The 24,042-nt window shown below is 67.6% G+C and carries 23 protein-coding genes and 1 pseudogene; 7 read left to right on the forward strand and 17 right to left on the reverse strand.

The window, feature by feature from the left end:
* Window positions 1-1,653 carry a peptide chain release factor 3 gene (locus ASD37_RS13610; RefSeq protein ID WP_056551587.1) on the reverse strand — a complete coding sequence of 551 codons (1,653 nt, stop codon included), beginning with the start codon at window positions 1,651-1,653 and terminating at the stop codon, window positions 1-3.
* A gap of 227 nt (window positions 1,654-1,880) precedes the next feature.
* Here ASD37_RS13610 and efeU point away from each other — a divergent pair, with 227 nt between their 5' ends.
* Genes efeU through ASD37_RS13625 form a run of 3 tightly spaced genes read left to right on the forward strand, consistent with a single transcriptional unit; the run spans window position 1,881 to window position 5,975 of the window.
* Window positions 1,881-3,473 (forward strand): iron uptake transporter permease EfeU, encoded by a 1,593-nt coding sequence (efeU, locus tag ASD37_RS13615; protein ID WP_056551589.1) that lies wholly within the window; start codon window positions 1,881-1,883, stop codon window positions 3,471-3,473.
* 28 nt (window positions 3,474-3,501) lie between these two features.
* Window positions 3,502-4,695 carry an iron uptake system protein EfeO gene (gene efeO / locus ASD37_RS13620; RefSeq protein ID WP_235568252.1) on the forward strand — a complete coding sequence of 398 codons (1,194 nt, stop codon included), beginning with the start codon at window positions 3,502-3,504 and terminating at the stop codon, window positions 4,693-4,695.
* A gap of 44 nt (window positions 4,696-4,739) precedes the next feature.
* Entirely contained in the window at window positions 4,740-5,975 is a 1,236-nt protein-coding gene (locus ASD37_RS13625) for a Dyp-type peroxidase (RefSeq protein WP_082570189.1), read from the forward strand.
* On the opposite strand, the gene ASD37_RS32275 is transcribed toward ASD37_RS13625, so the two are convergent.
* From ASD37_RS32275 to ASD37_RS13665, 8 genes and pseudogenes are all read right to left on the reverse strand, one after another.
* Window positions 5,948-6,421 (reverse strand): HNH endonuclease signature motif containing protein (locus ASD37_RS32275; protein WP_235568261.1); only part of this gene is annotated, 474 nt, incomplete at its 5' end. The genes ASD37_RS13625 and ASD37_RS32275 overlap by 28 nt on opposite strands.
* A gap of 489 nt (window positions 6,422-6,910) precedes the next feature.
* Window positions 6,911-7,886: pseudogene (locus ASD37_RS32705) on the reverse strand (DUF222 domain-containing protein); the annotation flags it as partial.
* 151 nt (window positions 7,887-8,037) lie between these two features.
* Window positions 8,038-9,555, reverse strand: a complete 1,518-nt coding sequence (locus ASD37_RS13640) for an LCP family protein (RefSeq protein WP_056551597.1) — start codon at window positions 9,553-9,555, stop codon at window positions 8,038-8,040.
* A 187-nt stretch (window positions 9,556-9,742) separates the two neighbouring features.
* Entirely contained in the window at window positions 9,743-10,030 is a 288-nt protein-coding gene (locus ASD37_RS13645; RefSeq protein ID WP_056551599.1) for a YggT family protein, read from the reverse strand.
* A gap of 87 nt (window positions 10,031-10,117) precedes the next feature.
* Window positions 10,118-10,438 (reverse strand): putative quinol monooxygenase, encoded by a 321-nt coding sequence (locus tag ASD37_RS13650; RefSeq protein ID WP_056551601.1) that lies wholly within the window; start codon window positions 10,436-10,438, stop codon window positions 10,118-10,120.
* Window positions 10,439-10,454: 16 nt separating this feature from the next.
* Window positions 10,455-11,480 (reverse strand): NAD(P)-dependent alcohol dehydrogenase, encoded by a 1,026-nt coding sequence (locus tag ASD37_RS13655; protein ID WP_056551603.1) that lies wholly within the window; start codon window positions 11,478-11,480, stop codon window positions 10,455-10,457.
* 35 nt (window positions 11,481-11,515) lie between these two features.
* Window positions 11,516-12,244, reverse strand: coding sequence for an iron-sulfur cluster assembly protein (locus ASD37_RS13660; RefSeq protein WP_056551605.1), 729 nt, complete (start codon window positions 12,242-12,244; stop codon window positions 11,516-11,518).
* 1 nt (window position 12,245) lies between these two features.
* Entirely contained in the window at window positions 12,246-13,283 is a 1,038-nt protein-coding gene (locus ASD37_RS13665) for an amidohydrolase family protein (RefSeq protein WP_056551608.1), read from the reverse strand.
* 169 nt (window positions 13,284-13,452) lie between these two features.
* Here ASD37_RS13665 and ASD37_RS13670 point away from each other — a divergent pair, with 169 nt between their 5' ends.
* Complete coding sequence (locus ASD37_RS13670) at window positions 13,453-14,928, forward strand: GAF domain-containing protein (protein WP_082570190.1); 1,476 nt, start codon at window positions 13,453-13,455, stop codon at window positions 14,926-14,928.
* 11 nt (window positions 14,929-14,939) lie between these two features.
* Here the strand turns inward: ASD37_RS13670 and ASD37_RS13675 are convergent, their stop codons facing one another.
* A complete protein-coding gene (locus ASD37_RS13675) occupies window positions 14,940-15,902 on the reverse strand; it encodes a cation diffusion facilitator family transporter (protein WP_056553261.1) in 963 nt (320 codons plus the stop codon).
* 94 nt (window positions 15,903-15,996) lie between these two features.
* Here ASD37_RS13675 and ASD37_RS13680 point away from each other — a divergent pair, with 94 nt between their 5' ends.
* Window positions 15,997-17,247, forward strand: a complete 1,251-nt coding sequence (locus ASD37_RS13680) for an Ig-like domain-containing protein (RefSeq protein WP_370072877.1) — start codon at window positions 15,997-15,999, stop codon at window positions 17,245-17,247.
* Window positions 17,248-17,249: 2 nt separating this feature from the next.
* Here the strand turns inward: ASD37_RS13680 and ASD37_RS13685 are convergent, their stop codons facing one another.
* Entirely contained in the window at window positions 17,250-17,582 is a 333-nt protein-coding gene (locus ASD37_RS13685) for an Lsr2 family protein (RefSeq protein ID WP_056551613.1), read from the reverse strand.
* Between the two features lie 94 nt (window positions 17,583-17,676).
* Window positions 17,677-19,107: a hypothetical protein gene (locus ASD37_RS13690; RefSeq protein ID WP_056551615.1), complete on the reverse strand. Its 1,431-nt coding sequence runs from the start codon at window positions 19,105-19,107 to the stop codon at window positions 17,677-17,679.
* 118 nt (window positions 19,108-19,225) lie between these two features.
* Here ASD37_RS13690 and ASD37_RS13695 point away from each other — a divergent pair, with 118 nt between their 5' ends.
* The gene (locus tag ASD37_RS13695; protein WP_056551617.1) at window positions 19,226-19,729 is read left to right on the forward strand and encodes a PPOX class F420-dependent oxidoreductase; all 504 of its coding nucleotides are present in this window, start codon (window positions 19,226-19,228) and stop codon (window positions 19,727-19,729) included.
* Between the two features lie 9 nt (window positions 19,730-19,738).
* Here ASD37_RS13695 and ASD37_RS13700 read toward each other — a convergent pair whose 3' ends face one another.
* The 5 genes from ASD37_RS13700 to ASD37_RS13720 all read right to left on the reverse strand — a co-directional run bounded on the left by ASD37_RS13700 (window position 19,739) and on the right by ASD37_RS13720 (window position 22,942).
* The gene (locus ASD37_RS13700; protein ID WP_056551618.1) at window positions 19,739-20,554 is read right to left on the reverse strand and encodes an acyl-CoA thioesterase domain-containing protein; all 816 of its coding nucleotides are present in this window, start codon (window positions 20,552-20,554) and stop codon (window positions 19,739-19,741) included.
* Window positions 20,555-20,581: 27 nt separating this feature from the next.
* Window positions 20,582-20,893, reverse strand: coding sequence for a GNAT family N-acetyltransferase (locus tag ASD37_RS13705; RefSeq protein WP_056551620.1), 312 nt, complete (start codon window positions 20,891-20,893; stop codon window positions 20,582-20,584).
* A gap of 15 nt (window positions 20,894-20,908) precedes the next feature.
* The gene (locus ASD37_RS13710) at window positions 20,909-21,862 is read right to left on the reverse strand and encodes a pirin family protein (protein ID WP_056551621.1); all 954 of its coding nucleotides are present in this window, start codon (window positions 21,860-21,862) and stop codon (window positions 20,909-20,911) included.
* A 29-nt stretch (window positions 21,863-21,891) separates the two neighbouring features.
* Window positions 21,892-22,308 carry an EVE domain-containing protein gene (locus tag ASD37_RS13715; RefSeq protein ID WP_056553263.1) on the reverse strand — a complete coding sequence of 139 codons (417 nt, stop codon included), beginning with the start codon at window positions 22,306-22,308 and terminating at the stop codon, window positions 21,892-21,894.
* A gap of 301 nt (window positions 22,309-22,609) precedes the next feature.
* A complete protein-coding gene (locus ASD37_RS13720; protein ID WP_056553266.1) occupies window positions 22,610-22,942 on the reverse strand; it encodes a WhiB family transcriptional regulator in 333 nt (110 codons plus the stop codon).
* Window positions 22,943-23,307: 365 nt separating this feature from the next.
* Here ASD37_RS13720 and ASD37_RS13725 point away from each other — a divergent pair, with 365 nt between their 5' ends.
* Window positions 23,308-24,036 (forward strand): hypothetical protein, encoded by a 729-nt coding sequence (locus tag ASD37_RS13725; RefSeq protein ID WP_056551623.1) that lies wholly within the window; start codon window positions 23,308-23,310, stop codon window positions 24,034-24,036.
* Window positions 24,037-24,042: the final 6 nt, after the last annotated feature.

Raw genomic sequence — 24,042 nt, forward strand, 5'->3', positions numbered from 1 at the left:
CTAGTCGTCGCCGGCGGCGACCAGCGACTGCAGCTTCACCGACGGGTTGTCGCGCTGGAATCCTTCGAGCCGCCACTTGGTGGAGAACAGCACCAGGATGACGCCGTCGGTGCGAGTGAAGACCTCGACCGACGGTTGCCGCTGCAGGAACTCGACGTCACCGGGATCGGCGGCGCGCGCCACGGTGTACGGGAGCGACTCAAGTGAGATCGGCGCGCTGAGTTCGGTCGCCATCCGGTGCGTCGCCACTTCGAACTGCATCGGTCCCACGGCGGCGAAGACGGGGGCCTGGTCGCCGCGGCGGTCCGAGCGCAGGACCTGGACGACGCCCTCCTGCTCGAGCTGGTCGATGCCCTTGCGGAACTGCTTGTGCTTGCTGGGATCGGTGCCACGGGCGACGGCGAAGAACTCGGGCGAGAAGCTCGGGATCGGCGGGTACTGCACCGGGATGTCGCGGTAGAGCGTGTCGCCGGGACGCAGCACGTTCGCGTTGGCCAGCCCGATCACGTCGCCGGGCCACGCGGTGTCCAACGTCGAGCGCTGCTGGCCGAACACCGACTGCGCGTACTTGGTGACGAACGGCTTGCCGGTGGTGGCGTGGGTCAGCACCTCACCGCGTTCGAAGGTGCCCGAGCACACCCGCGCGTAGGCGATGCGGTCGCGGTGTGCGGAGTCCATGCCCGCCTGCACCTTGAACACGAACGCGCTGAAGGGGGCCTCGGCGGGCCTGCGGTGGCCGTCGACGTCGAGCTGCCCGTGCGGCGACGGAGCGAGCTGAACGAGCACGTCCAAGAGCTGGTTCACGCCGAAGTTCAGGGCGGCCGAGGTGAACAGCAGCGGGGTGGTCTCGCAGCCGAGGAAGGTGTCCTCGTCGTAGTCCGACCCGTCGGCTTCCAGCAGCTCCGATTCCTCGACGGCGTTGTCCCAGTCGACGCCTGCCGCGTCGTGGGCCTCGGCCGGGGCGATGTGCTCCTCGGGGGCAGCCTTCGCGCCGCCCGCGGTGCGGGTGTAGCGGATGAAGTTGCCGGTGCGTCGGTCCAGCACGCCCTTGAAGTCGCCGGCAATGCCGACCGGCCACGTCAGCGGGGTGGGCCGCAGCCCGATCCTGGACTGGATCTCGTCGAGCAGCTCGAGGGGGTCGCGGCCCGGTCGGTCCCACTTGTTGATGACCGTGATGATCGGGATGCGTCGCAGCCGGCACACCTCGAAAAGCTTGAGCGTCTGAGGCTCCAGGCCCTTCGCCGCGTCGATGAGCATCACGGCGCAGTCGACGGCGGTCAGTACCCGGTAGGTGTCCTCGGAGAAGTCGGCGTGACCGGGGGTGTCCAGCAGGTTGATGACGCAGTCCTGCCCGGTCGGGGCCCGGTACGGGAACTGCAGCGCGGTCGAGGTGATGGAGATGCCGCGGGCCTTCTCCATGTCCATCCAGTCGGACACGGTGGCGCGGCGGCCGGACTTGCCGTGGATCGCGCCCGCTTCGCTGATGCGGTTGGCATGCAGCACCAGGGCCTCGGTCAACGTCGACTTGCCTGCGTCGGGGTGGCTGATCACGGCGAAGGTCCGGCGACGCTTGGCTTCGGCGGTGATGCGGTCCGCGGCCCGACCTTCGGCGGCCGTCAAGGTGCCTGGAGTCTGAGGGGAATTGTCGGTCATTGCGTATCCGATGGTATTGGCTCCGACACCGAATAGATAAATCGACTCTGCGGCCGGTGGGCCACGGACCTGCACGTCAGACGGGTTGCCGGGCGCCGGTCCGCGGGACCGCGCTGACCGTTCCCTGCGCGAAACGTGTTAGTTCGCTGGGCATGTGGCCCTGAACCTGGTCTTTCAAGTAGCGGCAAGCCTAACCTAACCTCCGATCTGACGGCGACGGGAGAAACGTGCAGGGCATCTTCATCGGCACGTTTCTGATCGGTCTGCGCGAAGGCCTCGAAGCCACCCTCATCGTCAGCGTCATCGGCGCCTTCTTGACGCGCAACGGCAAGTCCGTGCGTCCGATGGTGCTCGGCGTCGGCCTGGCCGTCGTCATCAGCATCGCCGTCGGCGCGGGCCTCGACGTTCTCTCCGCGTCACTGCCTCAGCGGCAACAAGAGATGCTCGAGACCGTCATCGGGGCGATCGCCGTGGTGTTCGTGACCACGATGGTCATCTGGATGAATCGCAACGCCTTCCGGATGAAGGGTCAGCTGGAACGCGAAGCGGCACAAGCGATCAACAGCGGCGGCGTGACCGCGCTGGCGCTGATGGCCTTCCTCGCAGTGCTCAAGGAGGGTTTCGAGACCGCGGTGTTCCTGCTCGCGGCGGCGCAAACCGCGCAGGGCAGCAGGTGGTTCGCCCTGTTCGGCGGGGTGGCGGGCATCGCGACCGCCGTCGCCATCGGTGCCGGTATCTACGTCGGGAGCCTTCGGCTCGACCTGGGTCGGTTCTTCCGCATCACCGGGGTCTTCCTGGTGTTCATCGCCGCCGGCCTGGTGATGAGCAGCCTGCGGACCGCCCACGAGGCCGGCTGGGTCGACGTGGGGCAATCGCGAATCGTCGACCTCTCCGCAGTATTGGGGCCGAAATCGGTTGCCGGAGCGGTCGTCACGGGCATGTTCGGAATCCCGCCCGACCCTCGCCTGATCGAAGTGCTGGGCTGGCTGCTCTATGCAGTCCCCGTTCTCGTCGTCTTCCTCTGGCCGGCCAGGTGGGTACCCGCCCCTGCGTCGAAACGACGGTTGACGTTCGGCGTCGCGGTGGTCCTCGCGGTGCTCGCGGGCGCCATGGCCGTCCTCATCCCCGCGGGCGGCAGCCCGGCACCGGGACCGACGAGGACCGCGCGGACCGCGGGCGGCGGCACCGTCACCGCAACCGTGCACGCCGACGGAGCCGGCCGGGTGCTCACCGTCGTCGACCCGGCCGGGCCCGGACAGCAGATCTCGCTGGCCCCCGCCGGCCAACAGTCCGTCGACGGCGCCGACGTCGACGTATGGCAGGCAAGGGTTCCTGCCGATCCCGGGGTGACCACCTCGCCGATCGGCTTGGCGCAGTTGACGACACTCACCGGCGGGCGCCTGCCGGTCGGCCTCGGCACGGCACGCACCCCCGGGCCGTTCGACGCGACGTGGAGCGCGAGCACCGTGTACACAGTCCTCGCACACGGAGACGACGTCGTCTCCGCCGAACGGGCCAGCAGCAGAGTGGCCACCCTCAGCGGCGGGGGACTGACCGGTCCGAAGACGGTGAGCGTCGGTGGACTCGCCGCGGACTGGGCCACCAACCCCGACGACGACCAGACCGTCACCGACACGATGGCGCAATCCAACCGGGACCGGGCCGAGCGAACGCTCTGGACGGTATGGCTGCCAACGGTTTTCGCCGTGGCTGCCGTACTCGTCGCTCTCACCGCGGCCCGCACCCACAGCAATACCGACGAAAGGGAACGACGACAACATGGTGAATCACCAACTCGCGACGAGATCGGGGTCGCGTAGCGGCCTGTGGGCCGCACGAGCCCTGGCCGTGGCGACCGCCCTCGCGCTCAGTGCGTGCGGGTCGGCCGACGACGCCGCCACGAGCACGCCAAAACCGAACGCCGTCAACACCAACGGCGTCAGCGCGGTGAACGTGACTCTCGCCGAGGACGCCGGAAAGGACGCCTGCTCGCTCGACACCAAGACCGTGCCGGCCGGCCCGGTCACGTTCACCGTGTCCAACACCAGCGCACCCGGTGTCACCGAGATGGAGTTGCTCAAGGATCAACGCATCGTCGGCGAGAAGGAGAACTTGGCGCCAGGGCTGGATCCGGTCTCCTTCACCGTCACACTCGACGGCGGCAAGTACCAGATCTACTGTCCCGGTGCGGCATCGGAGTACCTCGACTTCGCAGTCACCGGTCAGGCCGCCGCCGCCCCGACCGGTACCGTGCCGACGATCCTGAGTCAGGGCACCAAGGAGTATTCGGCGTACGTCGTCGACCAGGTCAACCAGTTGAACACGGCGGTCAAGGCGCTCGACACGGCCGTCCAGGCGGGCAATCTCGCCGACGCGAAGACGGCATACGCCAAGGCGCGACCGTTCTACGAGCGCGCCGAATCCAGCGTCGAGGGCTTCGTGCTGCCGGGGTTCGCCGTCGACGACAACGCAGGCAACCTCGACTACCTGATCGACATGCGCGAGTCCACTCCCGTCGACGACAAGGTCGGTTGGAAGGGATTCCACGCCGTCGAACGCGACCTGTGGCAGGGCGGGGCGATCACTCCGGCCACCAAGGCGCTCAGCACCGAATTGGTCGGCAACGTCGGGCATTTGGTCACCGTCGTCGCACCCCTGCAGTACAAGCCGGAGGACCTCGCCAACGGCGCCGCCGATCTCATCGAAGAGGTGCAGAACACCAAGATCACAGGTGAGGAGGAGGCTTACAGCCACCTCGACCTCGTCGACTTCGCGGGCAACGTCGAGGGCGCGCAGCAGGCCTACGCGTCGTTGCGGCCCGGGCTGCAAAAGATCGACCCGGCCCTGGTGACGACGCTCGACCAGCAGTTCCAGACGGTCCTGACCACCCTCGACGGCTACCGTGACGCCGCAGCACCGGGCGGCTACCGGGTGTGGACACCCGCGCTGCGTGGCACCGACGCACCCAAGTTGACCGCGGTCATTCAACCGCTGCACGAAAGCCTTGGCACGGTGGCGCAGAAGGTCGTGTCGGCGAGTTGACCATTCAGGAAGGGCAACCACCCCCGGGCGTGTCCCGGCGCGGAATGCTCTCTGGCGCAATGATTGCCGGCCTTGGCGGCGCCGTCGTCGGCGCGGCAGGGGGTGGAACGACGGCGTGGGCGATGGCGTCGTCGGAGGCCGCGACGGTCGACGACGCGGATGCCGTCGACCTGGACCGCAGCCATCCCTTCTACGGGACGGGGCACCAGGGCGGCATCTCCACCGAACCCCAGCGGCACACCGTCTTCATGACCTTCCGGCTGGCCGACACGGCGTCGGCGAAGTCGCTGCAGACACTGCTGGCCCGCTGGTCGGCTGCGGCGGCGGTTATGCAGCAGGGCAAGCCGGTCGGCACGGTCCAGCCCGACAACGAGGTCGCGCCGCCCACCGACACCGGGGAGGCGTTCGGTCTGAGTCCCGCCAGCCTGACCGTCACGATCGGTCTCGGTCCGGCGCTGTTCGACGGACGCTTCGGACTCGCTGCCCACAAACCCGCCGCGTTCTCGGACCTGCCGACGCTCAACGGCGACACGCTCGACCCGAAGTTCACCGGCGGCGAGCTGTCCGTACAGGCCTGCGCCGACGATCCCCAGGTCTGCTACCACGCCGTGCGTAACCTGGCCCGCCTCGGCCGCAGCACGGTCACTCCGTTCTGGGCGGTGCTGGGCTTCGGGCGGACGTCGGCCGGACCCGGCCAGCAGACACCCCGAAACCTGTTGGGCTTCAAGGACGGAACGCGAAACGTCGACACCGACGAGCAGTACTCCAAGTTCGTCTGGGTAACCGGTGGTGACCAACCGTGGATGGAGGGTGGCACCTACCAGGTGGTGCGCAAGATCCGCATGCTGCTCGAGACGTGGGACACGGATCGCGTCGGCAACCAACAGCGAATCATCGGACGCCACAAGGAGGAAGGGTCACCGCTGACGGGTCGCAGCGAGAAGGACACCCCCGACTTCGCCTCGAAGGACACGACGGGCGAGCCGGTGATCAACCCGCTGTCACACGTCGCGCTGGCCGCGCACGAGAACAACGACGGTGTGCTGATCAAGCGCCGCGGCTACAACTACACCGACGGGCTCGACCCGAACGGTCAGCTGAACGCGGGCCTGCTGTTCATCTCGTATCAAAACGATCCGCAGAACTTCGTCCGCCTGCAGAACCGTCTCGGTGGTCACGACCTGCTCAACGAGTACATCCGGCACGTGGGCTCGGCGATCTTTGCCGTCCCACCCGCCCCCGAGCAGGGGCACTACGTCGGGCAGGCGCTCTTCGGATAACGGTCGTTCAGGTCGCGCTCGCGTTGGATGCGTCTGGCGCGGTCTTGGGTGCGGGTGGTCTTGCGGCGTGGCATTGTCAGCCCGGTCGTGTGTGCTGTGGGCACCCGGCTCGCCTGAACGGTCTTGGTGGGTTCGGACAGTTCGGGGAAGAGCAGGCGGCTGCCCGGTGTGGTGACGTACCGGCGGCCGTCGGGTGCGGTCCAGATGACCGTGCCGTCATCGAGTTGCTCGTCGCGCCAACCACTTTCGCCGCCCCAGAACGTTTTGAGCAAGTGGTGTCTTCGGCATAGGCATTTCAGGTTGGACGCGGCCGTGGGCCCGTCGGGCCACGGGATCGTGTGGTCGACGTCGGTATGGGTGGCGGGTACTTTGCAGCCGGGGAAGCGGCAGGTCAGGTCGCGGCAACGGACGAAGTCGGCCAGCTTCTTGGAGGGTCGGTATCGGGGNGTCGGTATGGGTGGCGGGTACTTTGCAGCCGGGGAAGCGGCAGGTCAGGTCGCGGCAACGGACGAAGTCGGCCAGCTTCTTGGAGGGTCGGTATCGGGGTTCCGGTGGTGCCTGTCCGGGGTGGACGATCGGGGTGATCGTTGCCCCGACGGTGGCGCGGCAGGCGATCGCCCCGGGTAGGAACTGTCCACCCATCAGGGCGGCGGGCCGCAGGCTGGCCAACCGACCCGGGGTGGGGGTGAGGGCTTCGGTGAGGGTCAGTTCACGCAGCGGCTTGCTGAACAGGGCTGGGGGTTCGCCGTCGAGGGCGGTGCGCTCGTCGGCGGGGTCGGCGTGGATGTCCTCGCGCGACTCAGCATGTGGCGCAGCGTCACTCGGGCGGTCGGCGCTGCCCTTCACGACGTCTTCTGCGCCTTCGGGAGCATCGTCAGGCCCTTGAACCGGTCCACACCAGCATCACCGCGGCCAACGGCGCTGCGGTGTGTTCNCCTCGCGCGACTCAGCATGTGGCGCAGCGTCACTCGGGCGGTCGGCGCTGCCCTTCACGACGTCTTCTGCGCCTTCGGGAGCATCGTCAGGCCCTTGAACCGGTCCGTCAGGCGGCCGAACATCGGGAACGTCAAACGGCGGTGCAGGCGGGGGTGGCGTCGACCGTTCGTCGACGGTGTCCTGGTGGGTGATCACGTAGACCACCACCCCGGTGGAGGGCGGGTTCTCCCCGGCCGGGCAGTCGTCGCTGTCGCAGAGGCAGGCCAGGCGGTCGTTGCCGTGGGACATGGCTCCGATGGCGTCGGCACGGCGTTGATCCTTGGTCCGGGGATCGGCCGGGCACGCGGTGTCGGCGATCGCACTCAACCGCGCGTCGAAGGCCTTCGCGTCGGTGGCGAACAAGGTCGCAAACACCGTGGCCATCCCGCTGCCGTCGTCGTCGCCGACGTCCACCGACCGGCCCCGGGCACGGGTCTCGGTGCGATGCACAGCCTGCGGGTCGACCTGGGCGACGAACGCGTCCACGGTCTTCTCGAGTGTTGCCGTCGACATGGGTTCGCGGGTGCTCAGCGCCTCGGCCAACAACTTGTCCAACTCGTGCAGGGCGTCCGGGTCGACGACGAGGGCGCCGCGCTGCACCACCGTCCGCACCAGTTGGTAGGTGATGAGTCCCTCGGCGAACACCGCCGCGACCAGGGGGAACCGTTCGTGCAGTGCCACGGCGATCAGGAGATGGTTGGAGGCGGCGCCATGAGTGATCCTCTGGGCGGCGCCGATGTGGGCGGCGACAGCGTCCCAGGTGTCGGTGCACCACAAATCCCGCTCGGCGGAGCCGTCGGCGGCGTAGGCGGCCTGGAACATGGCCGCCATCGCCGCAACGCGACGGGCGCAGGCCGCAGACTCCACCCGCTGCCACGACTCCACCGCACCGGCACCTGAGGTGCCGGCCGTGGAAGCCACCAGTGAGTCGAACATGCGTTCGAATTTACGCTCGGCGGCCGATGCCTGCGCCGGGAATCTCGCCGTGGACCCCGATCTGGGGATGAATCACGGACTGTGCATAACCCTCGTGCCAAGGCGCAAAAAGTCGGTCCAGCATGATCAGCGCGTGCCGAAAGGCGCCTGGCTAGTTGACGCAGGGGATTCCGCTGCCGCTGATGGGTAGGCCTTGGTCGGGGGCGGGCGCGTCCGAGCTGCCGACGTCGATCCCCAACGCCTCGCCACCCGACGGCGCGGTGGCCAAGCTGGCGAGATCGGTCGGCAGTGCGTAACCGTCGCCAAGGACCACCCGGACACGTCCGGGGGCCAGGTCGAAGACCGGCTGCGGGGGCGCGCTGACCTCCAGTGCGGTCGCGACGGCTTGGGCGGCGGGCTCGCCACCCGTGCCGAACTCGACGACGGTCGCCGGCGACTGACCGCGCCCGCCGAGGCTCAGCTCGCCTTCGTGATAACCCTGGTGGCTCAGGATGTTCGACGCCTCGGTGGCAAGACCGCGAACGCCGCTGGCGTTCACGACGTCCACCGTGACGTCGGCAGGTGCCACCGGAACCGGCGTCGCCGACGGGTCTCCGAAGGTGGTCTTGACGAGCGCGCGGATCGCCGCGGGGTCGACGATGTTGACGTCCTGGCCGTAGACCGTGTCGTACCGCACCACCGGAAGGGTTTGGTAGTGCACCTGCTCGCCGGAGAGCGAGCCGATGCGGCGGAACAGGCTCTGGTCCCACCCGCTGGACAGCACGATGTCCTTGCGCGCCACGTCCATCAGCTCGTCGAGCTTGCCCATGTCGCTGAACGACCCGGAGCCCTGCAGTTGGCGGATCACCGAGATGAGGAACGCCTGCTGGCGATGGGTGCGGTCGAGGTCCCCGTTGTCGAGGCCGTGCCGCTGCCTGACGAAGGCGAGCGCCTGGCGGGCGTCGAGGGTCTGGCGGCCCGCGGGGAAGTCGGCGCCGGAATAGCTGTCGTGCACCGCGTGGTTGAGGCAGACCTCGACCCCGCCGAGGCTGGCGGCGACGTCGTAGAAGCCGGCGAGATTGACCTCGGCGAAGTAGTCGATCGGGACGCCCGTCAGGGACCGCACCACCGCGAGCGTCGCCTTGCGACCGGCTTCGCGGCCCTGCTTCTCCAGGGTGGCCCGATCGGACTCGCCGTCGTCGACGAGCTTCTGCTCCTCGTCGGCCTTGGTCAGTCCGTAGGCTTCCTTGATCTTGATGTGGTCGTATCCCGGGACGATGCCCTTCACGCTCACGTAGTCGTCGCGCGGAATGGAGAACGCTTCGACGCTGCCGTCCTCGGCGAGGTGGACGAGGATCAGCGTGTTGGTGTTGTAGCCACCGGAGGTGGAGTCGCCGGCATGAAGCTGGTCGAGCACGTCCTGCGGCAGGTCGTCACCGTTTTGGTCCTTGCGCGAGTCCAGGCCGATCAGCAGGATGTTGACCGCCGTGCCGGCGGAGTGCGGCGCGTCGGCCCCGAGCGCCTGCGACACCGTGATGCCGGTCAGCATGCCGTGAAGGGTCCACCAGCCGAAGCCGGTCACCGCCACCACCACGGCGGTGACCACGGCGAGCCCGCCGCGCAGAAGCCGCGCCGCGGTGAAGCGGGGCTGCCTCGAAGACGGCATCAGGTGACGCGCACGCTCACCCATCACCGCCGCCTTCGATTGGTAGCCACGCCCCACCATGCGGGAAGAACCTCGTGACTCGGCTGTGAAGGTGGTGAAAGTCACCCTCGGCGCATGGCGCGCCCTGCCGACCGTTCGACCCAGAATACGGGGGTCTGGGCGGCGGTCGCCAGTCGACGAGACGGCCGGGCGTCGGTTTCTGGGGTGCGATTCAGAACGGAATCGCCGCGGCCACCACCGACCGAAGTACCAGCACGGCGACGAACACGACGGTGAAGGCCAGGTCGATCGACACCGACCCCACGCGGACTGGCCTCAAGACGCGCCGGACCGGTCCAAGCACGGGTTCGGTGAGTCCGTGAGTCACCCTGCGAGCCTGGTACATGGCGCTGCTACCACCGGTGGTCGGGGACAGCATTGCGGCCCAGTCGACGATCATCCTCGCGATCAGCACGACCTCGAAGAGCAACAGGGCGAAACCAAGCAGGCTGGCGATCATCGCACTCTCCTTTCCCTCCTCTGATCATCTGCCGGTTCTGTGAGAGCCGGCTGACACGAGGCTGAGACGGGACCGAGAAAACCGCGCTCACACCTTGATCTCGCCCATCTCCGACCAGCCGGTCGCGTCGATCTCGTGGCTGATGATCAGCGGAGTCGACGCCAGGAAGCCCGGTGCGGCCGCGACGAAGGTCTTGAAGTGCTCGCTGTTGACGTGCTCGCCGCCGGCGTCACCGTCGCGGAACCCCTCAACCAACACGTATTCCGACGGGTTCTCCAGGCTGCGGGACCATTCGTAGAACATGTTGCCCGGTTCGGCGCGGGTGGCGTTGGTGAAGTCGGCCACCAGGTTCGGGAAGTTCTCGACGTGCTCGGGCTTGGGCGTGAACTTGACGACGATGAATATCAAGGGAATCTCTCCTGCGTTACGGAATGAGGATGGCTCGGCCGCGGACGTTGCCGTTGTCGAGATCGCTGATGGCGGACTGGAAGTCGTCGAGTGCGTACTTCTGCGTGTGCAGGTTCACCGAACCGCGAGCGGCCAACGCCATCAGATCGCACAGGTCGTTGTAGGACCCGACCAGGTTGCCGATGAAGTTGATCTCACTGGAGACGATGTCGATGGTTGGCACGTCGATGTTCTCGCCGTAGCCCACCACGTAATAGTCACCGGCCCCGCGCAGCATCGCCACGCCCTCGCGCGTCGCGCCACCCTCGCCGACGAAGTCCACCACCGCCTCGGCACCTGCACCGCCGGTGAGCTCCAGCACCTGATCCACTTGCGAACCGTCGGCGATCACCCCGCGGTCGGCGCCAATCGCCTCGGCCAACTTCAGCGCCTCGGGATTGCGGTCCACCACGATCAACTCCGCGGGGGTCAACGCCTTGAGCACCTGAATCCCGATGTGCCCCAACCCACCAGCACCGATGATCACGCACTTGTCGCGGGGGGTCAGCCGCTTGGCGGCCTTGGCCGCTGCGTGATACGCCGTCAACCCCGCATCGGCCAGGGCGGCCACGTCGGAGGGCTCCAACGAATCGTCGATCTTCACCACGCTGCGCGCCGACGTCTTCAGGTACTCGGCATAGCCACCGTTGGTGTCGATCCCCGGGAACGCGTTGGCCTCGCAATGCACGTCGTCACCGGAACGGCATGCCCGGCACAGCCCGCAGGTGATCAGCGGATGCACGATCACCTTGTCGCCCTCGGCGACGTTGGTCACCGCCGACCCCACCGACTGCACCCAGCCCGCGTTCTCGTGACCGATCGTGTACGGCAGCGCGACCTGCGACTTCTCCGCCCACTGCCCCTCGAGGATGTGCAGATCGGTCCGGCACACCCCGGCCCCGCCAATCTTGACGACCACGTCGAACGGCCCCGTCGGCGTCGGGATCGGCACCTGGGCCATCTCCAAGTTCTGGTGATATCCGACGACCTGAACGGCTCTCATCGTGGGCGAGCGAAGCGACGGGGAATCGGTAGTGCTCACGAGCGTGTGTTCCTTCCAGCGAGGGTGAGTTCTTGGGTGGTGTCGGGGTAGCGGGTCTTGAGCAGTCCCCGACAGAAGTGTGCGTTCCCGTCGATCGAGATCCGGGTGGATCGCGCCCGGCGGAGCATCAACGGAACGACGTCGGGCGCGTACCCGGTTCCGTGGTGGTCGACCATCACCAAATCATCTGGTGCACAGGTCAACCCGATACTCGCGCGTCGTCGTAGCAGTGACTCGGTGGTGTCGACGTCGGGCAGGTCGCGAATCACGACGGTGCCGGCCTCGGCAACCGGGCGCTGCGGATCGGCTCGCAGCAGTTCCGTCAGGCAGCGCTCCATCGCGGCGGTATGCGCCTTGCGCTGGAACGTCACCCGCAACTCCTCGAGGTCGTCTTCGGCCTCGACGCCGAACGTGCCGCGGTAGCCGGCATCCGCCGCCAAGCCGGCGTTGATGATCTCCGAATCGTGGTGGTCGTCGAGCTCGACCGTCACGTGCTGGGTCCAATCCAGCGCCACCAGAACATCTTTGGCGTCGGACACCATCAGGTAGGCGAAGTTGGGTGCGCAGAACGACGTTGGTAGCCGCAGGTGGACCTCGAGATCACCGTCGGGCGACACGTCCACGGTGTGGACGAACCCGAGATCGGTGATCGGCTCATCCAATTCGGGGTCGATCACCACGTCCAGCGCGCGAAGGATCGCCTCGCGCAACAGTTCCCGATCCACCTTAGGCCTCGACGAGTTCGTCGGCGCCGCGCGGCCCGACGGCCGGCTCGTCCGCGTCGGCCAGCTGCAGCTCCGCGGGCACCTCGATGTCGTACATCTTGGCGGCGTTGAGCCCCAGGATCTTTCGCTTCTGATCGGTGGTGATCGGGGCGTACTCCGACAGTTCGGCGGGGATCTGGAAGTCCACGAACTTCTCGATCAGCCACTTCGGCGTCCAGATCGCGTAGTCCGAGGAGAACTGGATGCGGTCCTCGCCGATCCAGTAGAGCAGCTCGCCCATGATCTGACCGAAGTACTTCGGCCGGGTGTGGATGAACGGCATCGCCACCGCCAGCCCGGCGTGCACGTTGGGCTCCTGGGTGGCGATCCAGCAGAAGTCCTCGAGCCGCGGCAGGCCGCAGTGCTCGACGATGAAGTTCAGGTCGGTGAAGTCCGACGCCACGTGGTCGACGTCGGCGACGTCGAAGGCGTCGCGATCCAGCGGGCGGATCGTCGGGCCCTTGTGCACGTGGATGTTCTTGATGCCCAGCTCACGGCAGGCTTCGAAGTACCGGTACGCCCACGGGTCGTCCAGACGCCAGCCACGGGAGTCGCCATGCCATTCGGCGGTGTAGAGCTTGACGCCCTTCAGGTTGAAGCGGCGCGCGTCGTCACGCAGCTGATCCAACCCGGCCTCGCCGTTGCGGGGGTCGAAGTTGTGGTTGTAGGTCAGCTTGTCGGGGTTCGCCTTCGCCAGCTCCGACGCCTCGTCGGTCTGCCCGAAGCCCTTGTAGTAGAACTCCCCGAGCTGGGCGGGCTGGAAGATCGCGTGGTCCACGTAGCCGTCCTCGAACAGGTCCTTCATCAGGCGTTCCCCGCCCTGATAGAGGTAGTCCTCGTAGCTCCACACCTCGTCCTCGGGGGACAGATTGCGGTGGTAGTCGTAGAAGCAGTCGATGAACTGCTTGCCGTGGATGTTGCGCTGGTTCTCGGGCCGGGCGTCCCACAGGGCGACGTGGGCGTCGACGATGAAATAGCTGGTTCCGTCCTTGCGGTACATGCGGGCTCCTGGTGCGTCGTCAATGAGGTGTGAGGGCTGTCACACCGACTGACCGGAGCCTATGGGCGGTCGTCGGCGCTGCCGAGAGAATTGACGTCTCAATCTGAGACTTCGAGCGCAGGTGCAGCTGGGCCGCCTCCGCCATGCTGCTTGTAACGTGGATCACAGCGTGGCTGACGGACTACCGGATCGAGTGAAGCTGCACCAACTGCAGCACCGCGAGGCACCAGAGGTGCCCCGGCGGCTCTTGGCGTCCTGGCAGCGCAGCGAGGGCTACGGCGTGCCGTCCGACAGCGTCGAACCCGTCTTCACCGGCACCGACAACCTGGAATCGCTGTTCGCCGAGTGCGGAAACGAAGTGCTCCTCGACCTGCATCGCACGCTCGCCGACGAACCGGTCAGCCTGATGCTGACCGACGCCGACGGCGTCGTGCTCAGCCGGATGAGCGGCGATCACAGCTTGCTGCAGGCCCTCGACGACGTGCACCTCGCACCGGGCTTCGCGTACTCCGAACGCGACGTCGGCACCAACGGGTTGGGGCTGGCGCTGGCCGACCGCGCCCCGACGCTGATTCGTGCCGACCAGCACTACGCGATGAGCCTTTGCACGTTCACCTGCGCCGCCGTCCCGGTTCTCGACGCGTCCACCGGGCGGCTGGAGGGCTGTGTCAACCTCACCACCTGGTCGCAGTCGTCGAGCGAGCTGCTGCTGGCGTTGGCGAGGTCGGCGGCCAGCAACACCGCGGCCCTCATGCTGGCCAGGTCGAACGGTCACCGCCCACGGCCGACGTCACGCGGACAGGTGTTCCGCGTCGAGATGCCAAGGCTCGAGCCCGGATCCGGGAGCCTGCACGACCTTTCGGAGTCGTGGAATGCTGCGGTGACGACGGCGGAACGGGCCATGGCCGCCGGCCACGTCGTCGCCGCCATCGGGGAACCCGGCGCCGGCAGGGCGACGCTGCTGGCGCAGGCGGCGCGGCACACCTACCCGCGCGACCGGATCCTCTCGGCCACCGCCCCGGGAGCAACGGACCTCCACACGTGGCTGGGGCTGTGGACGCCCGAGCTGGGTAAGGAGCACACCGCTGTGATCGTGCGCGACGTCGACCTGCTGCCGACGTGGGTGGCCGACCAGCTCAGGGACCTGGTGGTGCGGTCGAGTCGTGCCGCGGCGGTGCCGTTCGCGGTGACGGCCGAACGCTTCGAGGACATCCCCACCGCGCTGGCGGGCCTCGTCGACGCCGTCGTCGAGGTGCCACCGCTGCGCGACCGGCCGGAGGACGTGCTGCCGCTCGCCGCGCACATCGCCAAACGGGCGCGGGGCCGCGACGTAGTCGTCAGCCCGTCGGCGGCCCGCGCCCTGCAAAGCCATGGCTGGCCGGGCAACGTCGACCAGCTCGCCAGGGTCGTCGCGCATGCCGCGGGCCGGACCGACGTCATCGACGTCGGCAGCCTGCCGCCCGAGGTCCTCGCGGGGTCGTCGCGGCACCTGTCCCGCATCGAGGCGTTCGAGCGCGGCGAGATCATTCGCGTGCTCTCGGCCCGTGGTGTTCCGACGATGGCCGAGGCTGCCCGGGAACTCGGAATGAGTCGAGCGACGCTGTACCGCAAGATAAGTCAGTACGGCATCAGGGTGCGGGCGTAGCGCGGGTTACGTTACGACCCCCGGTAGGACTGACCGTGCGGCTCGACGCAGTGTTGGTCGGGGTCCTCGGCGCACACGTGGTCGACCTGCAGGGTGGTGTGGTCGATGTGGTGCCGCTCGAGCAGGATCCGCTCGAGTTCACCGCGGATCGCATGGCAATCGGCTCCGTCGGCGACGATCACGTGGGCCGACAGCGCAGCCTCGCCCGACGTGATCTGCCAGATGTGCAGGTCGTGTACCTCGGCGACGGCACCGACCTCGGCAAGCTCCGCGCCGACCGCGGCGGGGTCGACGCTCTCGGGGGCCGCCTCGAGGAAGATGCGCCCGCTCGCGCGGACCAGGCCCCAGCCCGCCTTGACCATGAGCGCCGCTACGACCAGCGCGGCGATCGCGTCGGCGCGGGCGAAGCCGGTCAGCCAGACGACGGCCCCGGCGATCGCGGTGGCGATGAAGGCGTACAGGTCGTTGAGGATGTGTTGGTAGGCGCCCTCGACGTTGAGGCTCGAGCGGTTGGCCCGGCTGATGCACCAGGTGGCGGCGACGTTGACGACGATGCCGACCAGTGCGGTGACGAAGACCAGCAGGCCCTCGACCTCGCCGGGCTCGATCAGGCGTCGGACGCCTTCGAAGACGAAGTAGGCAGCGAGGAGCAACAGGGTGATGCCGTTGGCCTGGGCGGAGAGGATCTCGGCGCGCTTGAGTCCGTAGGTGTAACCACCGCGGGCCGGCCTGGCGGCGAGGCGGATGGCGATCAGCGCCAAGACGATCGACACGGCGTCGGTGAGCATGTGCCCGGCGTCGGTGATCAAGGCCAGCGAGCCGGCGATGACACCCACGACGACCTCGGCGCCCATGAACCCGACGATCAGGATCAGGGCCAGTGTCAACCACTTTCGGTCGGCGTCGGCCGACACCCCGTGCGAGTGCCCCCCGTGGCCGTCCCCGTGGCTGTGGTCGTGCCCTGTCTCTCCCATGGCAGCGAGCATACATCCATACATGCGAATGTCGGCATGTATCCCTCGCTGCCATCTACTATGCTGCTACGTAGATGCTGTGCCGACCGGAGACGTGCCCTTGATTCCCCACCGCCGACGCCGTGCCGCGGTTCTCACCGTGCTCGCCGTCGTAGCCGCTCTCACCTCTACTACCGCCGGAGGCCCTCTCCGCGATCGCGCGGAGGGCATCGCCGCGCCAGCGGAACCCGCCGCCACGGAACCGCCACGCCTGGCCGTGTTCCCGCCGGCGGACGCGCGCGACGTCGTCCCCACCGGTGCCACCTGGGTCCGAGCCCACTCGGGGACGCTCGTCGACGTCCGGATGGTCAACGAGGAAGGCCGGGCCGTCGCCGGTGCGATGACACCCGACGCCACCGCATGGCGTCCCGCCGAGCCCCTCGGGTACGGGCGCACGTACACGCTGACCGCGACCGGTCGTGGCACCGACGCCACCACCGAGACCCGGACGACCCGGTTCTCGACGGTGGTCCCGCAGAAGCAGACCGGCGTCACGTTGACCACCACGTCCGGCGCCGAATTACGCGACGGCGCAACGTATGGCGTCGGAACGGTGATCGTGGCGCGCTTCGACTCGCCAATCGTGGACAGGGCGGCGGCGGAGCGGCGGATGCAGGTCACGACCACCCCGCCCGTGGTGGGAGCGTGGTCGTGGGTCAACGACCAGAAGGCGCACTGGCGACCGCGGGACTACTTTCCGCCCAACACCAGCGTGCGCGTCGCGGCGGGCATCTACGGTGCCGAGCTCGGCGACGGAATCTACGGCCAGGAGGACAGAAGCGTCGGCTTCAGGATTGGGCCGTCCCACGTCACCGTCGCAGACGACGTCACCAAGCAGGTCAGCGTGTACGTCGACGGCAAGCTCGTCAGGACGATGCCGACGTCAATGGGCCGAGGCGGCACCGAAACCGTTGGGGGCAAGACGATTGCGTTCTGGACCCAGTCCGGTGTGTACACCGTGATGGACAAGGCGAACCCGGTGATGATGGATTCGTCCACCTACGGACTGCCGGTGAACTCCGCGTCTGGGTACCGAATCAGCGTGCCCTACGCGACGCGCATCAGCCCCGACGGCATCTACCTGCACGAGCGGGAGGCGACGGTCTGGGCCCAGGGGAACACCAACGTCTCGGCGGGCTGTCTGAACCTCAGTGCCGAGGACGCCCGCTGGTTCTACGAATTCTCCCAGCCGGGTGACGTCGTCGAGATTCGCAACACCGGCGGGAAGCCGCTGGAGCAATGGCAGAACGGTGACTGGAGCGTTCCGTGGCGAGAGTGGCTGCAGGGCAGCACACTTCGCGGCTGACGCTACTTCTTGTCGGTGGTCCGAGTGCGGTAGGCGTCGATGACCTCGGACCGAAGCCGGCCGCGCGGACCGACGTCTAAACCGTTGTCGATGGCCCACTTTCGTGCCTTGGTCGACTCGGAGGAGTCGGTCTTCGGCTGTGCGGCCCGCGCCCGGCGGTTCGACGAACGACGGCTGGCGTCGATCCAGCTGCTCAGAGTCTTGCGCAGCTTGGCCGCGTTCTTCTCGGACAGGTCGATCTCGTAGCGGGAACCGTCGATGGTGAACGTCACCGTTTCGGATGCAGCGGTGCCGTCGATGTCGTCGACCCATTCGACGACGGTCTTCTTTGCCACTGGCCGCCAACCCTCCTCGCGCTCATGGTGTCATCGGGAATGTGCCAATGATAGCGAACGGCGTAGTGGCTCAACGCCACTACCTCGCGAAGCACTACTTGAAGCGGATGTAGCAAAGATCCGCGTTGCCGCTGAGGCCGGACCGGAAGGCCACGATTCTGGTGAAGCCGGCGGGCACCGTCTCGCCGTTGACGTTGCTCGCCACCATGCCGTTGGTGAGAAGTCCCGCCACGGCCTCGTCGAGGTCGCCCGCGGTCAAGGTCAACGCCAGGCCCGCATTTTCCGACATGGCGCGCTGAGCGACTCCGGTCATGCACGCCGTGCGCAACGCGGCCGTCGCACTGTCGAGCGGCCCGCCGTGCTCGTGTTCGATCGCCAGCGCGTACCGCGACGTGACGACGGACAGTGCGGTGTTGTCGCCTTGCAGCAAGGTGTAGTCCTCGCGGTCCGACGGCCTGCCCATCTCCGCGAGTGTCGGCACGTCGACGAAGATGGTGTTGCTCTCCGGGCAGTAGGACGCCGCCGGACCTGGCTTGGCGTCGGAGCACTGCGGTGCGTCGAACGACAGCTTCGGAGCCTCGGCCGGTTGGAACACCGTGCCGAGCACGTCGACCAGCGACGTGACGACGTCCTTGGTTATCTCGACGTCGCCGGACGGCGGATCGCCGCCGTTCTCCTCGGGAAGCGTCAACGGCAGATCGCCTCGTCGCTCGGTGATTTCGTCCATGTCGATCTTGCCGCACTCGGACGCACCCGAGGTGAAACCGATCTGAAACGCGCTGATCCGGTCGAGCGCGGTGCCGTGGCCCTGCTCGAGATACGGCGCGTCGTCGGCGACGTACGTCGGGTCGCGCAACGTGAGTACGCCCGCCAGGACGTGATTGAGACCGTCACCGGTACTGAGCCGGAAGCGAGGCGACTTACCCTCGGCTACCCACCGAATGTAAGTTCCGGCAAGGCAATCCGCCTGCTGTTCACTCACCAGTGTGGTGGTGTTTTCGTCGACGATCTGCGCCATGTCTTGGATCGCGTGCCCGTACTCGTGGGCGAGCAGGGCGGCGATCGACGTGTCACCGAAGAACTGCTGTCCCAGCGGCACCAGTACGCCGCGGTCCCACGCGATGAGATGCTCTGGCGGACAGAACAAGGCGTTCGGGTTTTCGTAGGTTTCGCCCCCGCAGATCTCCGGGCTGGACGGGCTCTCCGAGTTGTAGGACTCGAGATCCTCGACGGCGGTGAAGGATCCGTCGAAGGCGTCGGAGTAGTTCTTCTCCCAGAACTCCGCGACGTCGTTGACGCCGAGGGTCGCGAGCTTGTCGGCGTCGCCACCGTCGCCGCCCTTCACCTCGCCCTGGGGTGCGGGAGTGTCCTCGCGGATGCCGCTTGGGCCGTCCTCGGCGGGCAGGCCGCCGGCGCGGAACGGGTCGTAGAGCGGCGAGACCGCCACACCCGGTGTGGTCGCCGCGCACCCGGCGAGCAACAGTGCCACGCTCGCGGCGATCAGCGCCGCCTTCAATGAGCCCATGGGTTTACGTCCCGCTTCGTCCACGCACCGAATGATCACACGAAATGCGAGGGTATACCGGCGAGCCCAACGGCATCCCGGTGACGGCGCTCGCCGCAGGCGCTGATAGGGATACCAGATGGGTAAGAATCAACGTTCGAACATCGTGATGAGCGACGACGAGATCGTCGAGTTCGTCGAACGTAGTCGCACCGCGACCATGGCGACGCTGTCGGCCGACGGCAGACCGCACCTGGTCGCCATGTGGTACGCCGTGGTCGACGGCGACATTTGGCTGGAGACCAAGGCCAAGTCGCAGAAGGCGGTCAACCTTCGCCGCGATCCGCGACTCACGCTGATGATCGAGGACGGCGACACCTACGACACCCTGCGTGGGGTGTCGTTCGACGGCCAGGCCGAGATCGTCGACGACGACGCGGATCTGCTTCTGCGCGTGGGCATTAGCGTCTGGGAGCGGTACACCGGGCCCTATACCGAGGACATGAAGCCGTTCGTCGACCAGATGATGAACAACCGGATCGCCGTGCGCCTGGTGCCGACCAGGACGCGCAGCTGGGACCACCGCAAGCTGGGCATGGGTGAGATGCCGGTGTCGGGGTCGACCGCGCAGTACCTGCGCTGACTTGGCGGACTAGAAGCGACCAGGTGCGAACCCCGAGTTCGCCAGGGTGGTCGCGGTGGCGGTCCCGATCTGCCCTTGCGCGTCGAACAAGGCAGCCGTGCCGGTCGCGATGCCGTCGTGGCCGGTGAAGGACATGGCGGCGAGCCCAATGTCGGGGCCTTCGGGGAGTCGACTCAGGGCCAGCGTGTAGTCCGCGTTGATGTAGTTCAACCCGGTGGTGCCGTAGTGGGTCAACGAACTGGCCACGTCGCCGGCCATCGACGCGCGGACGAACGGCGTCGTCGGCACGCCGTCGATCAGCGGTGCCATATCGCGGACCCAGACGAACTTCGGGCCGTCATGCTGCCATTGCGTCAGGTCGAAGGCGGCGCCTGCGGCGTCGGAGTTCCTGCCGTATGCCCAGACGAGCATCGGTGCGCCGGCGGAGGGCAGTGCGGCCTCCGGTGGCAGCGCCGGCATCGTCGTGCCCGATGACCACACCTCACCCGACGGCTGATCGCCCCTGCGCAAGAACAACGCCGACGCTCGGGCGACGACCGTGTCCCGCTGCAGCAACTCGGCTTCGACGAGGGTCAGCCGTCGGCCACTTCTCACGATTCGCGTACGACCACACAGCGGTGCCAACGCAGCGGGCCGCAGCAGATCGACGGTGAGGCGCGCGGGCTGCAGTTCGTGATCGTCGACTGCCATCTCCACCACGTGCCCGACGACGCCTCCGAGGAAGTTGCCGCTGATCGTGGCACCCCACGGCCCCTTGGCCATGGCAGTGGGGACGAAGTCGTCGCCGTCGGTGGTGAAGAACGCCGGCGGCGCCTGTGTCGTCATGGGAGGCGACGATAGCCGCGGGATCGGTCAGGTTGCGTCGGTGATGTCCGCGAACTCGGGGTGCTTTTCGATGTAGTCGGCGACCATCGAGCATTCCGGCACCACCCGCAGGCCTGCTTCCCGCGTTGCCTTCAGGGCCTCGGCGACGAGGATCGTGGCGAGTCCACGCCCCTGAAAGTTCGGGTTCACCTCGGTGTGCGGGAAGGTGCGCCGCCCGTCGCGGTCGAAGAAGTCGGCCAGACCCACGTTCTCGCCGTCGACCGCGATGACGAAGCGGTCCGCCTCGCTGGTGACGGTGGTTTCCGCGCCGGTCTTGTCGGTGGTCTTCACGGTGGTCATCGGTCTCCTCGGGGGTCAGCGGTTCGGACGGGGAAGCAATGTCGAGTTGGGCAGCGGCGGGGCGGCCAATCGTCTACCCGGATAGCCGCCGACCGAACCGAATCGTTCGTCGTGCTGCTCCCATTGGCGACGGTAGCCGACGATCTCGTCGTGGCTGCGGCCGACGAAGTTCCACCACATGACCAGTTCCTCGGTGAAGGGAATTCCGCCGAGCAACAGCATCCGCGCCCGCCCGTCACCGTCGTTGGTCAGTCGGACGACGTCGTGACCAGGCGACTGGTACCAGAGGTCGGCCACGCCGAGGGCCGTCCCTCCGGCGCGCACCTCGCCCTGGTCGAGCAGGACGCCATGCTCGAAGGCCGGGTCGACGGCGAGCTCGACGACGACGCCGGGCGCGAGGTCGACCTGCGCGCCCAACAACGGGGTGAAGGTGTGCACCGGCGACCTGACACCAGCGAGCTCGCCGATGAAGACCCGCAGCTCTGCGTCACCCACAGTCTGGACGGTCGGTGCGAAGTGGACGAAGTCGCGGCCGGTGTTGCGGTCGGCGTCGGGCAGGGCTACCCACAACTGCACACCGTGGAGGATGCGCGCGCTGGGGACGGACACCTCGGAATGGCAGATGCCCGCGCCGGCGGTCATCAGGTTGAGCTCGCCGGGGCGCACCATGGCGTGCACCCCTGCGCTGTCCCGATGCTCGATCTCGCCACTGAACAGCCAGCTGACGGTCTGCAGCCCGGTGTGCGGGTGGGGCGGTACGTCCATTCCCGCGCCCGCTCCGACGTCGTGCGGACCGTAGTGGTCGGCGAAGCACCACGCTCCGATGAGAGAGCGTTGCCGCTGTGGCAGGGTGCGGCGGACCCGGATGGCCCGCGGCCCGCCAAGGGGCACCTCGCGCGGATGCAGGACACCGGTGAAACGTGATGCACCACAGGCGACTTGATCTGGCGTCGTCTCGGTGTTGCTCACCCCGCCAGCCTAGCTGCGGCCCACCCCGGTCACCCCGTCATCGCCGTCCGGATCACCTCGAAGTCACTCACCTCGATCTTGAACACTCCGGACCGGAACCGATACCCCCACTGAGCCTTGTTCTCGATGAAGTCGAGCTTCTCGATGAGCGGGCGGATCGGCGTCTCGGTGCAGGGCAGGAACTCGACCCGACGCCGCCAGGGCTGGAACTGCGGGTCGAAGTCCTCCTGATAGACCTCGTCGTCGGCCACTCGGCCGATGGCGGTGAACGCCTGGAGCGGCGCGCCGTCGGGGTAGTCGGTCTTCGGCGAATAGAAGACGATCCAGTCGTCGCGCGCCATTCGTCGGAGCATGTGCGGCTTGCCGTGGTTGGCCTGGGTGAAGCCGCCCGCGACGCCCCGCGTCACGTGGCCCCTGCTGACGGTGTTGATCCAATGGGTGGTCATGTCGGTCAAGCTACGAGCGGCCCACGACAAAATCTCGATGATCTTGGAAAGTTATCCACAGGCCCGAAGTGGACTCCGAAAGAGGCCCGTGAAAGCCCAAAGCCGCCGATGCGAGTGCATCGGCGGCTCAGGCGACGGTGCCACCATGGCGCCTCACGGCAAGTGGTCGCTCTAGGCGACGGATTTAGTTGGTACCCGGGGCATGAGTGACACCGTCACGGAGAGTCTAACCGCTGACGCAGCGTTGGGTATTCCCAACCGACGACCCCTCGACGCCGATTCGCCGTCACCCCGGCATTGATCAGGCAGATTCCAGAAACTGCTCGACGAAGATTCGCCGAGCGCGAACGGGATAGCCGTGGCGTTCGGCCAACTCGCGAAGTTGGCGGAGGGCATGGCCGCGGCCACGGCCGGATTCCGGGACCACGATGCCGGCCCACAAACCCTCCGCCTTCGGCAGTTCGACGGCCTCGCGAGCGCATGCCCACCGCCGGGGGCACATCCGGCAGATGGACTTGGCGTCCTCGTCGGCGACGGTGGTCCACCGCTCGGGGTCCTTGGTGCACTCACCGAGCGGTAATCCGTCGAGTCCGACGGGGTTCGTCGCAGCCAATCCGATCCCGGAAACCTTCATCTCGTACTCCTCGTCCAGAGCGTCGCAGTCGGGTGCGTCGCGATGGCGCAAATGTATAGCAGTAACCGTAGCGTTGCAACAGTTTGAAACCGAAGCGCAGCCAGTTGGGATCGAATCAACCCCTGCGCGGCCGAGGCCGGCTGAACAGCGCGCTGTGCAGAGGCCCAGGTCAAGCGGCAATATTGACGCCAGTGAAGCACGCCAACGTGGCTTGACCACAAGTCGTAGCGATGAGACAGTTTCTTGGTTGAACCGCAGCGGTCGAGCGCCAACTGCTACGGTCAGCCGGGCCGTCAAACCATTGCAGCGCAGTGAAGGCGACCCGCCGTCCCACACCGTCTGTAGGCATCGAGGACCACGCAGAGATGACCACCCCGGCCGACGATGACACCGTCGTGGATCCGGGCATGGCGCGGGCGGGAGCCGCCGCCGCCGCGCGTCGGCGCGAACTGGACATCTCCCAGCGCAGCCTGGCCGCCGACGGGATCATCAACGCCGGTGCCCTCATCTCGTTCGAGAAGGGGCGCAGCTGGCCGCGCGACAAGACGCGGGCGAAGCTCGAGGAAGTGTTGCGCTGGCCGCCCGGCACGATCAACCGACTGCGGGCAGGCGTACCCGGCGACGACCGCGCCGAGGTGCCTACCCGGGGTCAGGCCTCTGGCGACGAGGGGTCACTGATCGCGGAGGCCGTGGTTGCCGCCGTCAACACCCTCGGCTCCACGATCGACGCCCTGCCTGCCGTCGACGATCCCAACTTCACCCCTCGGATCACCGCGATCCTGTCCGATCTACGGCAGCTGGAGGCGGTCGCGGCACGGGCCACCCGCATCGGCCGGGTCACCCCGGCACTCATCCGGGCGCTCAGCGCGGTCCGGCGCCGGATGGACGAGCTCACGATGCGGGCGGCCGCGGCAGAGCACGCCTCCCTCGGTCAGCGCCTCTACGCGGCCCGCCGCACCGCGAACCTCACCATCGGCGAGACGGCGCAGGCCGCCGGCGTCCCCGAGGACGTCATCGCGGGAGCGGAGTCGGAGCAGGCCGTGCCCGCGTCGGCAGTGAGTGCCATCGAGGCGCTGATCGGTCAGCTCGACTGACGCCGA

This window comes from Mycobacterium sp. Root135 (genome assembly GCF_001426545.1).
In the GTDB taxonomy this organism is placed as follows: Bacteria; Actinomycetota; Actinomycetes; order Mycobacteriales; family Mycobacteriaceae; genus Mycobacterium.